This is a genomic window from Kothea flammea (assembly GCF_052161645.1).
Classification (GTDB): Bacteria; Planctomycetota; Planctomycetia; order Pirellulales; family Pirellulaceae; genus Laterigemmans.
Genome location: NZ_CP197414.1, coordinates 5,597,403 through 5,610,609 on the forward strand (window position 1 = coordinate 5,597,403; position 13,207 = coordinate 5,610,609).

Sequence of the window (13,207 nt, forward strand, 5' to 3'; positions counted from 1 at the left end):
ACTGACGGTCAAATATCAGTGACCTTTCGTCGCGTGCACCGGTTCATCCTCGGGAGCCGATGGCACCCTTTCGCGAGGCGGAGTCGTGAACACGTAACCATCAATTCCGGGATCATAGTCGACGTTATCAAACTCATAAGGATCGCCGACGGCGGGCGGACGAGCAAAGTTATAATATGGCGGTGGACTTGAGCAATGCCACTCCAAAGTTGCACCACCCCAAGGATTGGCTGCTGCCAATTTGCCTTTAAACATGCTGTGCAGCAAAACCAGACCTGCGATCAACAACCCGATTCCCAGCACGAACGAACCGATTGACGACATCTGGTGCAGTGTCTGGAACTCCGGATCATACGTCGCATATCGGCGAGGCATCCCTCGGCTACCCAGCACGAACTGAGGCAAGAATGCCATGTTGAAACCAATGAACACAACCGCGGCGCTGATCCGACCCCAAGTCTCGTTGAACATGCGGCCTACCATCTTCGGCCACCAGTGGAACAGACCACCCAGGAAAGCGACCAACGTTCCGCCCATCATCACATAATGGAAGTGAGCGACAACGAAATAGGTGTCGTGCAAGTGCAAGTCGGTGCTGAGCGTACCCAAGAACAAACCGGTCAAACCACCGATCGTGAACAGGAAGATAAACGACAAAGCGTAACACATCGCCGTCGTCAGGCTGATCGACCCTTTGTACATCGTGGCCAACCAGTTAAACACCTTAATCGCGGATGGCACTGAGACGCTGAACGTTAGGGCACTAAAAATAATCGTAGTGAGGTTGCTCATGCCCGAGGTGAACATATGGTGACCCCAAACCAAAAAGCCGAGCAACGCAATCGCGATCGAGCTGTAGGCGATGAAGCGATATCCAAAAATACCTTTGTGGCTGTGAACGCTGATCAACTCGCTGATAATGCCGAAAGCTGGCAAGATCATGATGTACACGGCGGGGTGGCTGTAAAACCAGAAAAAGTGCTGGTAAGTCACCGGGTCACCGTTGAACGCCGGATCAAAAATCCCAATGTTCATTGTTCGCTCTGCGATCAACAGCAGCAGGGTGATGCCCAGGACGGGCGTCGCCAAAACCTGAATGATGCTGGTCGAATAGGTCGCCCACAAGAACAACGGCATGCGAAACCAAGTCATCCCCGGTGGTCGCATGGTGTTGATCGTGACGATGAAATTCAACCCTGTGAAAATCGAGCTGAACCCCAACACGAAAGCACCGAAAGTGGCAAACACCACGCTCGTTTGACTACGCGTACTGTACGGCGTGTAAAATGTCCAGCCCGTGTCGAGCCCCGAGGCAAGCAAGGCTGAAATGAACAGCACCGCCCCCAAACACCAAAGGTAAAAACTACTCAAGTTCAGTCGCGGAAAAGCAACGTCTTTGGCACCTAACATTACCGGGACTAAAAAGTTACCCAAGGCGGCGGGAACGCTGGGGATAATGAATAAGAACACCATGATCGCGCCGTGCAGCGTGAACACTTGGTTGTACGTGTCATTGTCCAAAATCATCCCATCGGGCGCCAACAAATGCGCTCGAATCGTAAGCGCTAAAAGACCGCCCACGAAAAAACTGAACAAAATGCCAGCCAAGTACATCATCCCGATTCGCTTATGGTCGAGCGTAAACGCCCAACTCAGAAAACCAGACGATTTACTCAGATAATTATCAGGTGCGTGATCAACTAGTGTGGTCTGCTTGCCAGCAGGCAAAGCCCCGGTAGCCATTGGATGATCCTTCTATTAACGCGGAGGTGCTTATCGAGCGATCAGCCCGACCTGCCCGTTGTGTTTAAATGTTATTCCAAACTCTTGATGAACGCGATCAAACTGCGCAGTTTGTCCTCGGTCAAACGCCCCTTGTACGACTGCATCACGGGTTGGTAGCCCTCGACAATCTTAGCCATGGGGTCCAAAATTGATTCTCTCAAGTAATTCTCGTCGACCTGAACTGTATCGCCGGATCGCAGTTTCTCTTGCCGACCCCACAGTCCTTGGAACGACGGACCAGTCCCTGCTTTGCCATCGAGAGTGTGGCAAGAAACACAACCCTGTTGATTATATTGAAGGCGTCCATACTCCACGTCGGACATGCCTTCTGGCTTGACATTGATCTCCTGCAGCCAGGCCTCCAGATCTTCGCGGGTCTCATGAACCACCACCATCGTCTGCATTTCCGAGTGGTCTTTGCCGCAATACTCCGTGCAATACAGGTCAAAGAATTCGTAACCCTCGCGGGTGAACTTGTTTTTCTCAGCGTCAAAAACCCCTTCATTCTCAGCTTTCGCGACGGCTTTCGCCGCATCCAGACGCTCCTTCGACACTTTTTCGTTGGCCACGGTTGGGGTGAACCACAGGTAGTTATAACGACCGGGAACAACGTCTCGCTTCACGCGGAACGCCGGAACGAACAAGCTGTGGATAACGTCCGAAGACTCCATTATTAGCTTGGTCGGTTCGCCCTTGACCACGTGCAACTCGGGGTGCGTAATGCCGTCGCCGTAATCGAAACTCCATGACCAAGATGCGGCCGTCACGCCGATTTCAGTCGCTCCAGCGGGAATCTCTCGCATATCGAGATACCCCCAACTCCCCTTCACGAACATCACAACCAGCAAGAACGAAGGAAAGACCGACCAGCTGATCTCGAGCACGTTGTTGTGCCGCACACGGCTTGTTGCCTTACCACCCTTTGGCTGTTTGTATTTGTAAGAAAACCAAACCAGCGCCCAAACGATCACGATGAAAAACACCAAACTGATCCACAGGATCAGCATGTATGTGGAGTCGACCTCAGTGGCAAAATTGGATGCCTGTTTTGGGAACCACAGTGTGTCGGTGTAATCACCCAACAACGGGCTGAAAAGCTGCCCAAACATGGAGCGGGTATTCCTGAATAAAAAGGTCAAAATCGGCTTAGCTACCACCAAGCCCTAGCAAATCATCTGTTCTAGCTCTATCCGCTAACCAACCAACTCAATTAACTCTTCAAGTCGTCTCGCGGGGGCGACTCCAGATCGGCCTCAGCCGAACTCAGATCATTCCCCGCAACAGCAGCGTAGCGTTTTCGCCCTATCCAAAATGGTGTCAGTGTCACCACCAAAATCGCAACGGTGGCAAATCCACCAAGCCGCATGATCTTCCAAGCACTGGCAACGTAACGATTGCGTTCCGAATCGTAACGAAAACAAAGCATAATAAACTGATCGACAACGGAGCCGACCTTGCCGTCTGATGCGTCAACAATTGCCAGTCGCATCTGCTGCTCAGGAAAAGCCACGTCTAGCGAGTAACGCGTGACAACCCCTTTGGGAGAGACGAAGGCCAACATCGCTGGATGGTAATATTCTTTGGTGACGCGATCGTAGCGATAATTAAAACCGAGAGCCTCAGTTACCGCCGTGATCTCAGGTTGGGCAGCAGTGACGAAGTGCCAGCCGCTTTCCGCTCCCGGTTGCCGGGGCAACATCGCCACGTACTTGCCCTTGGTTTCCTTCGCCTTTTGAGTCGTTTCCGCAGGGTCGATCGAAAGGGTGAGCAAATCAAAATCCGTGCCAATTCTTAACTCGAGATCGTCAAGCGTCTTGACCAGCTGATTCAGCTGCAAACTGCACAACATTGGGCAGTCGCTGTAATTCAGCGTAACCAACACCGGACGTTCACCGTTGAAATAATGCCCGAGACGCAACTCGCGTCCGTCTGCATCAACAACCTTGGCTGCCAGCGGGAGTTGCGAACCTGGCTTTTGCTCGACCCCAACCCCTTGTACTTCACTCGGCACAGCGTCGTTGAGCTGCGCGAATACTGAACCAGGCACCAATACGAAGATTGCTACGCAGGAGGATAACGTCAGGATAAAGCGGGCTAAATACATTGGAAATCTAAAATGCTCATGCGGCACTGAAGACAGCAGCGGAAACGTCGCTGGGCGACAACCCGGCCGTTAAGCGTCTTCATTGCCTTGGTCTGATTGACCCTGGCGTTGGATCAGAAGATCCATCGCATCATCAATCGGAATATGAATCGTCCCAGCCTCAGCGTCACGGCCGAGACTGTTTATCTGCTCCGTCTGCATCTGCAGTTGACGGATGCTGCTGGTGTACTCAGCTTCCGCCATGCTGTCTTGCTGCAGTCCCAGCATCGCGTAATACAGAACCTGAACAGCCAGGATGGTAATCCCAGTCAAGACTGCCGAGATAATCCCGACAATCCAAATCTGTCGCGTGTTAAGATCGTCGTACTGTGCCATGGTGGGCTCGCGTAACTTCCAAGCGGAATGGTATTCTTCGTGGGATCCGGTAACTGGACCCTACATGTTGTGGAATGCTAATGACTCATTTAAACGTGGGTCCCGCACTGGAATTAGCGGGGCGTTATCGGCGGCACGCAGCACCACACCAATTAACAAACCGCTCATTCCGAACAGGCACAACAAGGTTGTGGCAATCCCGACGCCACCACCCAAAGGGTTCGCAGGGGAAAGGGTAGGCATAATCAACCAGTAAATGTCAATGAAGTGGACCACCAAAATGTAGCTCGCCCAAAAGAACATCAGTCCGGGCCGCCGTCGCACGTGGCGGCTCATCGTTCCGAGGAAGGGCAACAACCAGTGAAACGCTGGCAATAATATGGAAATCGCAGCCCAACCTCCGGTCTGCCGATTCATGAACCAGAAAGTTTCTTCGGGAATGTTGGCGTACCAGATCAACATGTACTGACTGAACGCGATGTAAGTCCAAAACGTGATAAAACCGAAAATCAGTTTGCCCAAGTCGTGGTAGTGTTCGACAGTGACTTCTTGACGCAGCGCGCCGCCACGCTGCACCAAGAACACCATCACCAGAATCGCGCAAAGTGACGACAAAATGCCACCAGCGAATATGTACACGCCAAACATTGTGCTGAACCAAATCGGCTCAAGGGACATAATCCAGTCAAAAGCGGCAAATGTCAGCGTCAAGGAGAACAAAATCACTGCCGGTGCGCTGACAGTTTGCAACTTTTCGGTGATCCGCAACTCGGCTGTCTGGTCCTGCTGGCGACTAGCTTTGAAGAAGTACACGGCCAAACCGGCCCATACGCCCAAATAGAGGACTGACCGCAAGGCGAAAAACCAATCCGTCAGATAAAACCCTTTGGCATTCTCCTGCCATTCCGGGTGGTGGGTCTCAACCCAAGCAGGATCGTCCCACTTGTAGATGGTTCCCTCGCCCAAAAACAGCGTGGCTAAAACGGGCAGGAAAAGCAGCCCAAGCACTGGCAAAGTGTACATAAACAATTCGCCAACGCGCCGCACCGTGACACTCCACCCGGCTCGGGTCAGGTGCTGGATGAGCACGAAAAAGAGAGCGCCCAAAGCGATCGTCAAACAGTAGGTGAAGGCGGTCAAATACGCCCCCATTGCGAATGACATGCCGGCATCGGTGAAGGCACCGAGCGCCACACCGAGGACAAGCAGCAAGGCACCACCCGCCATCATTGGCACGACCAAGCGGCCCGCCAAAGCAGGAAGTTTTAGAGTGGGATCGTCAGGTTTCTTGTTCATGATCGAATCACGATTGGAATTAATACGTCTTATGGATTTCAACGAAGCTCAGCCCGCCAACAATTCGGCAGCGTCGCTATTCCGCAGATGTCAGCTTCACGCGGTCGGCCTCGGCGACATCACTCTCGGCTGCGTTCTGGCTGAGCTGCAGGGCGCGTACGTAAGCCACGATGGCCCAACGCTCGCGAGCCTTAATTTGTGCACTATATCCAGGCATCTTGCGAATGCCGTTGCTAATCGTACTGAACAATTTCCCGTCGGGATAAACCTCGGCGGCAACTGCTTCGCTGTGCAACGAAGTTGGCGTCACCCAGTTTGGTTCCAGCAGTCGCTGTGCACGCGTGGCAACAAGACCCTGCCCCCGGCCATCGATGCCGTGGCAGACTGAGCAATAGATATTGAACTGAGTTTGACCCAGCAGCAAATTTTCGCGAGTCAACTCCAGCGGGTTTTCTTTCAGCCACGGAGTATTGTCAACAACGGCGGCAGGTTCGGCCGCCACAGGGGGCTGGGAAGCGTCGACATTTTCCGGTCCGGGCAATGGTTGCACCTCCGGGACCGCGTCGCCATCACCTTGAGGTTCGGTAGCTGCGGGCTCTTCTGCAGGTCGATCTGCGGGGGCTGGTTCTTCAACGGGAGGATCAACCGGTGCTGGCTCTTCAGCGGGTGGATCAGCCGGAACAGGCTCTTCAGCAGGTGGCTCCACGGGAGCTGGTTCTTCAGCAGGTGGCTCCACGGGAGCTGGTTCTTCGGCTGGGGGCTCGACGGGAGCAGGTTCTTCAGCTGGAGGATCCACGGGAGCAGGTTCTTCAGCTGGAGGATCCACGGGAGCAGGCTCTTCAGCAGGTGGCTCCACGGGAGCTGGCTCTTCGGCTGGTGGCTCCCCGGGAGCTGGCTCTTCAGCAGGTGGCTCCACGGGAGCAGGCTCTTCAGCAGGTGGCTCGACGGGAGCTGGTTCTTCGGCTGGGGGCTCGACGGGAGCGGGATCTTCAGCAGGTGGCTCCACGGGAGCCGGATCCTCAGCCGGAGGTTGCCCGTTGTAACGAACCAGACGCTCCGCCCTGGCCGGATCGATTTTCCGAAGGGCGACAATGTCGACACCCGAGTAAAATTCAGGGCCCTCGAACTGTTCGATCTGAGCAACAGTCCCTGGTACATCAGGTCGCATCGTCCGACCATCAGCGAACAAGGTGGTCAGCGCCTGAGCGTCCTTAGCAGGACTGAAGTCCATATCGTAAAAGACGTGGTACCGAGGCGAACTGCTGGTAGTCACACGCATACGAGCGACAAACAGGGCCGGTATGACTGACAGCAAAGCGAGCGTCGCGGCAATGGCGACAAACGCGGTCGGCAGTTTATCAGACGAATCGTCGTCAACCACGGGGTCCACCGAGAGTGCTTCGAAATCTCCGAAAAGTTTCTTCACGCCCTCTTCGTCGTAACGCGGGTCTTTAGCGTCGATATACAAAAAGAACTTGTCATCGGTCACCGCATCGAATCGCGAATTGGTGAACATCGGGTTGGAAAATCGCGGCAGCTTGTTGAGCGCGAGCATTCCGAAAAAAGCACCAAAACTGGCCAGCAGGATCGTCAGCTCGAATGAAACCGGAATGAACGCCGGAATGCTGACGAACGGCTTGCCAGAAATGATGTACGGGTAATCGATCCCGTTCATCCAGATCTGCATCGTCAAGGCGATCATGGTACCGGTCAATCCACCGCCCAAAGCGATCCAGGGAAGCACCGTAGGCTTGATACCCAGAGCGGTATCAATGCCGTGCACCGGAAAGGGCGTGTAGGCGTCGGTTACGGTATACCCTGCGTCACGGACTCGCCGACAGGCAGCCAACAACGTGGGGACCGAATCGAATTCGGCCATGTAACCGTGTACTGTTTTTTGATTTTCCGCGGACATACTCAAAATCTACAGGCTAGTCCGATTAATTGATAAATAACGAACCTCAGCGACCCATTGGGACTGGCCCAACTCAATCGCGTGCGAAATGCTCTTTGTGCGCCAACTGATGGGACAGCGTGGCCTTGGTTTCCGCCATGTTGATGATTGGCATCAATCGGCAAAACAGCAGGAACAACGTAAAGAACAGCCCGAAGGAACCGATCAGCATGCCCCAGTCGACCCACGTTGGGCTGAAGTAATTCCAGGCACTGGGGAGATAGTCTCGAGACAACGAGGTCACAACAATCACAAATCGCTCGAACCACATGCCAATATTGACAAAGATCGTCACGATAAATATCAGCTTTGGATCGGTCCGCATACGCTTGAACCAGAAGACTTGCGGACTAATCACGTTACAAGTGATCATCGTCCAATAAGCCCACCAGTAGGGACCGAAGGCTCGGTTGATAAAGGCAAATTGTTCGGCAGGAACCTGGCCGTACCAAGCGATAAAGAACTCGGTGCCGTAAGCCAAACCGACGATGGTACCGGTCGCGAGAATAATCTTGCACATGTTCTCTAAGTGCCGAATCGTGATCAGGTGCTCGAGCTTAAATATGCTGCGAGCGGGAATCATCAATGTCAGCACCATCGCGAAACCGCTGAAGATCGCTCCGGCAACAAAGTAGGGAGGGAAAATGGTGGTGTGCCAGCCGGGGACTTGACTGACGGCAAAGTCAAAGGAGACGATCGTGTGCACGCTGAGCACCAGCGGCGCGGCAAATGCCGCCAACAATGCGTAAGCTTTTTCGTATCGCATCCAGTGGCGACTCGACCCACACCACCCCAGTGCCAAAATGCCATAAGCCATCCGCCGCCATTTGTTCTTGGAACGATCGCGGAAGGTGGCCAAGTCGGGCACCATGCCCATGTACCAGAACAACAGCGAAACCGTTCCGTAAGTGCTGACAGCAAACACGTCCCACAACAGCGGACTGCGGAATTGGGGCCACATCCAAAGATTCAAACTGGGGTAAGGTGCCAACCAAAATGCCAGCCAAGCCCGCCCCACGTGAATCCCGGGAAACGTGCCCGCGCAAATGACCGCGAAAATCGTCATCGCCTCAGCGGCACGGTTGATGCTAGTACGCCACTCCTGACGAAACAGAAACAAAATCGCGCTGATCAACGTGCCCGCGTGCCCGATACCGACCCAAAACACAAAATTAACAATCGGCCAGCCCCAGAACACTGGCGACCGGTTACCCCAGACACCTACACCCATGTAGATCAAATAAAAGATCAACATGCCGAACATGCTGGCCAGAGTGGCCGAAACCAAAAATCCGGCTACCCACAATTTGCTAGGCGGCTGTTCGGCGATCCGAGAAACCGATTCGGTAATCGTGTGGTAAGTGGTATCCCCAAGCACCAGCGGGGCACGTCTGCCAGGACGTTCGACCGTGTTGTCGAGTGGATTATTTAAGGCAATTGCCATCTCAAAAACCGAATCACTAGTTATTTGGATTGAGGATATACATTAACTGAGTCGCCCCCGGTCAATCCGGCGATGCAACTCGCGAGGCCAAGCACCGCAATGCAGCGGACCAAGCCCAACTCTCTTGACTTTTAACTCTCAGCGAGACCAGCGAGTGAGCACCCCACTTGACCAACCTCGCCTGCTAATTTCGACAGATCAGTGCGACGCGTCTGCGGCGTGCTCCTCATCATGCTTCTTATCACCGTGCTCATCACCATGATGCTCATCACCATGACCACCATGATCATGGTGCGCTGCTTCCAACTGTGCCGCTTTCTTGGGCCAGTAGACCAAATCCTTAAGCTGCTGGGCTGACATTAGCCGCACGTTCGGATTACTGATCCGAGCCAAGTAGGTCACCCGCGGCTTGATGTTCAATTGGTCAAGCATCGCGTAGTCGCGGGGGTCTTTACGCCACTCGTAAACTTCCGATTGGGTATCCTGAATATCACCGAACACGATAGCGGAAGTCGGACAAGCGGTTTGACAAGCGGTCTTAACTTCGCCATCGGCAATCTTGCGACCACCCTCGCGGCGTGCGTTGATCTTACCCGCCTCGACTCGCTGGATACAAAAGGTGCACTTTTCCATCACACCGCGGCCACGGACGGTGACCTCAGGATTCAGCACCAATTGCTGCAGCTTGCGATTCGCTTTTTCAATGTTGCCGGGGAAGGCATCGATGCCATAGCCCACGCCGACATCTTCGTTCCAGTTGAAATAATTGAACCGCCGCACTTTGAAGGGGCAGTTATTCGCACAATACCGAGTCCCAATACACCGGTTATATGCCATCGCGTTAATGCCATCGTCGGTGTGAACCGTGGCGGCAACCGGGCAAACCTGCTCGCAGGGAGCGGTTTCACAATGCTGACACAACATCGGCTCTTGCACCACTTCGGCCCGCTCAGGAGTGCCCTGGAAGTAACGGTCAATCCGCATCCAGTGCATCTCTCGCCCCATCATGACCTGCTCTTTGCCGACGATGGGAACATTGTTCTCAGACTGGCAAGCGACCACGCAGGCGTTGCATCCGATGCACTTAGAAAGATCGATCGCCATGCCCCACTGCGGAATGTAAGGAATCTCTTCCTTGGCCACCAACTCTTCGATCTGGTCAATCGGCTCCTGCCAGAGTGACTCCTGAATGGGCGAGTGCACACCCATCGATTTGGCGAAATCAGGCAGAATATTGTACAATTCTTGCGTGCCTTCGCGGACTAACTGATAGCTCCGCTCGATCGTCTCCTCACGCCCCAACTCATCGATCGCCCAGTGATTCTGAGTGGTCGCCAGAACGTATTCAGAGCGCGGCCGTGGCCGCGCCTCTATGGCGAGTGCCATCTGCATGCTAGCCGTCGTTCGCAGGGGCGCGACATCGACACCAACGGGAGCAATCCCCAATTCGTCCGAACCACCCACCGCACCAGCTCGGGTGCGACCATAGCCGCAAGCCACCACAATGCCACCCAACGCCATGCCGGGAATCTCAAAGACAGGCAACTCGACCGTGGAGCCATTTAGAGTGAGGGCTACCATCACACCATGACGAACACCGAGCGCCTCGGCCGTTAACGGATTCATCAGGGCCGCGTTGTCCCACGTCAACTTCGTCAATGCCTGGGGCATCTCCTGCAACCAGCCATTGTTGGCAAAACGACCATCGTAGATGCCGTCAGCGGGAACAAACATCACATCAATCGCATCGCGATCAATGCTCTCGCGATCAAACACCACCGGTTCGCCAGGGAGCGGCTCGCCATCCGTTGACACGGTTCGCTCGGCCATGTCAACCACCAGATCCTCAGCGAATCCGTGGAACAGCAATTCCCGCCATTGGCGATCGCTCAACGAACCCTTCGCCTCAATATCGGCGGTACGCCGCACAATCTGATCGCCCGAGACTTCGTCCATGCCCAACATGCGAGCCAGCACTTCCAACTCACTGCGACCGCCCAACAACGGCAGAATGTGGGGCTGACAAACACCGTAGTGGCCGCGATCACCGAAGCAATCACCCCAACTCTCCAGGGGATGCGACAACGGCAAAGCCCACTTACAAACGACAGCCGTCTCGTCGTCATACTCGCCGAGATAAATGGAGTCCTCAACGCGACCAATCAGTTTGGCAAGCTGTAAGTCACTGGGAGCTGAAAACACAGGGTTTCCACCCAAGACCAGCAACGCGTCGACCTGGCCCGCATCGAGCTGCTCGGCCAACTCCTCAATTCCAACCGTTTCGCCTAGGCGACTTGGAATCGCGTCGGCAAACAACACTGTCTTACCAATATTTCCCAGCTTGGCATTGATCCGCAAACCGGCAGCCACAGCATCCACGCCGAGCGACTCGCCGACGGCGACCACAGAGGCGCCCTTGGCGTCCACCAAATCGTGCGCAAGCACGTCAATAAAGCGAGCCAACCGCTCCGCTTCCGTTTCCAGCGAGTCGTAATCAGGCTCATCCTCGCCATGATCGTGCACCGCCCCACCGAGCAACTCATCGACCGCCCGCTCAACGGCACCGAGAAAAGCGGGGAGCTGGGAGGGAGCAAGTGCGAACCGCGAATCGGACGACATACCAGTCGCAGAGAACGCAGTTTCAACCGCATACAATCGACTCATGTCGCCTTTCGGCTGCCGACGTGACGCGTAGCCGCTGGCGTGCTGCAAGAAGCCCGGGTGGGCGCCGAGCAAATCAGCAGAGACATCGAGCACAACGCCCGCTTGGCTCAAATCGTATCGCACCACCGCAGGATCACCAGCGACCGCCGCCACCGCTCGCTCGGCCACACCTTGACCAACCGAATCGTAGACACAGACAGACGTGCTGGGCAAGGCAACACGGAGCGCCGCCAACATCCTCAACAGCGACGGCGACGCAGTCGGCGGCATCAACACAGCCAGACGGCCACCGGATTTCTGCAGCGACTCGGTCAGTGCCACGGCATAACTATCGAACGCGGCCCAATCGGACTCAACCCGCTTGGCACCCTGCTTCTGCAGCAAGACCCCCAAGCGATCAGGATCGTACAACTGCAAAACCGAAGCTTGCACGTACTGGTCGGTCCCGCCGTTACTGGCCGGATGCGCGGCATTGCCTTCGATCTTCAGCGGCCGCCCGTCAACGCAACTGACCAACAGATGATGCACCCGATTGGCGAGCTGGAAATTCGTCGCCCGCGAGTAAGGCTCTCCGGGGACTCGCCCCTCAGGACGAATCACAAAAGGAGCGATCGTCTCTTCGGGATAGCGGCAACCAATGGCGCCGCCCATAGCCAAGGAGGCACCCATCAACTGCAACCAGCGGCGACGGGAAACCCCTTCGGGATACTCAGAAGCAGCTACGGGGAACTCGCGATGCAGAAACTGCTCAAATTCCGGTGTTTTCTGCAGCTCATCGAGGCTCCTCCAGTAGCGACTGGAAGATGGTGTCGTATTTTCGGTCATCGGTGACAAACGGCGCAGTGGGTTTGCGGATTGATATTCAACGCGTCTCGGTGGGCCTCTGGCTCGAACTCCGGATTATCCTCAGGCTTCCAATCAAGCTGAGTCACCTTATCCAGCGGCCGCAAATGCTCTGTGGGATTGCGATGGCAGTCGATACACCAGGCCATCGACAACTGCTTGGCTTGATAAACCTCCTCCATCTTGTCGATCCGACCATGACAAGAGACACAACTAACCCCCGAATTCACGTGGGCAGCGTGATTGAAGTAAACGAATTCCGGCAAGTTGTGAATCCGCTTCCAACCGACACTTAAGCCGGTCTCCCAACTCTCATGCAGGGCGGCGAACGCTTCGCTGTCGGGCTTGATCGCACCCAGAGCCGTCGCACCGGTCTCGCCGTAGGGACTGTGACAGTTAATACAGGTTGCCGTCGGCGGCACAGCGGCGTGGGCCGCTTCAAAAACCGTGTTGTGGCAGTACCGACAATCCATCTTCAATTCGCCCGCGTGGATCGCGTGGCTGAAAGGAATGGGCTGTTCGGGTTGATAGCCAACGTTCAGCGTCTCCGGGTCGGTTATTAACCCACCCATTGCACCTGCATAAACGCCACCGCCGACAATTACCGCACCAAGCAGCATGACGAGGCGATTGACCCATCGTGGAAAGAGAAAACGATCCATTGCACCAATCGTGGGACCGAGCCTTGAAAACGGGAGGCGAACCATCAGAGCGATGGGCCTGTCGATAACTCACTGAAACA

General features: G+C 55.0%; 9 protein-coding genes. All 9 read right to left on the bottom strand.

Annotated elements, in window-relative coordinates:
- Window positions 1-15: 15 nt before the first annotated feature.
- The 9 genes from SH139x_RS20860 to SH139x_RS20900 all read right to left on the bottom strand — a co-directional run bounded on the left by SH139x_RS20860 (window position 16) and on the right by SH139x_RS20900 (window position 13,127).
- Window positions 16-1,743, bottom strand: a complete 1,728-nt coding sequence (locus tag SH139x_RS20860) for a cytochrome c oxidase subunit I (RefSeq protein ID WP_488351700.1) — start codon at window positions 1,741-1,743, stop codon at window positions 16-18.
- A 71-nt stretch (window positions 1,744-1,814) separates the two neighbouring features.
- Window positions 1,815-2,894: a cytochrome c oxidase subunit II gene (locus SH139x_RS20865; protein ID WP_488351701.1), complete on the bottom strand. Its 1,080-nt coding sequence runs from the start codon at window positions 2,892-2,894 to the stop codon at window positions 1,815-1,817.
- A gap of 101 nt (window positions 2,895-2,995) precedes the next feature.
- Window positions 2,996-3,796, bottom strand: a complete 801-nt coding sequence (locus SH139x_RS20870; RefSeq protein WP_488351702.1) for an SCO family protein — start codon at window positions 3,794-3,796, stop codon at window positions 2,996-2,998.
- 162 nt (window positions 3,797-3,958) lie between these two features.
- Window positions 3,959-4,264: a hypothetical protein gene (locus SH139x_RS20875; RefSeq protein ID WP_488351703.1), complete on the bottom strand. Its 306-nt coding sequence runs from the start codon at window positions 4,262-4,264 to the stop codon at window positions 3,959-3,961.
- Between the two features lie 60 nt (window positions 4,265-4,324).
- Window positions 4,325-5,560 carry a hypothetical protein gene (locus SH139x_RS20880; protein ID WP_488351704.1) on the bottom strand — a complete coding sequence of 412 codons (1,236 nt, stop codon included), beginning with the start codon at window positions 5,558-5,560 and terminating at the stop codon, window positions 4,325-4,327.
- A gap of 76 nt (window positions 5,561-5,636) precedes the next feature.
- Window positions 5,637-7,475: a quinol:electron acceptor oxidoreductase subunit ActD gene (locus tag SH139x_RS20885; RefSeq protein WP_488351705.1), complete on the bottom strand. Its 1,839-nt coding sequence runs from the start codon at window positions 7,473-7,475 to the stop codon at window positions 5,637-5,639.
- A gap of 73 nt (window positions 7,476-7,548) precedes the next feature.
- Window positions 7,549-8,958: an NrfD/PsrC family molybdoenzyme membrane anchor subunit gene (gene nrfD, locus SH139x_RS20890; RefSeq protein ID WP_488351706.1), complete on the bottom strand. Its 1,410-nt coding sequence runs from the start codon at window positions 8,956-8,958 to the stop codon at window positions 7,549-7,551.
- Between the two features lie 198 nt (window positions 8,959-9,156).
- Window positions 9,157-12,447 carry a TAT-variant-translocated molybdopterin oxidoreductase gene (locus SH139x_RS20895; RefSeq protein ID WP_488351707.1) on the bottom strand — a complete coding sequence of 1,097 codons (3,291 nt, stop codon included), beginning with the start codon at window positions 12,445-12,447 and terminating at the stop codon, window positions 9,157-9,159.
- Window positions 12,444-13,127, bottom strand: coding sequence for a cytochrome c3 family protein (locus SH139x_RS20900; protein WP_488351708.1), 684 nt, complete (start codon window positions 13,125-13,127; stop codon window positions 12,444-12,446). The genes SH139x_RS20895 and SH139x_RS20900 overlap by 4 nt, the downstream gene beginning before the upstream one ends.
- Window positions 13,128-13,207 lie beyond the last annotated feature (80 nt).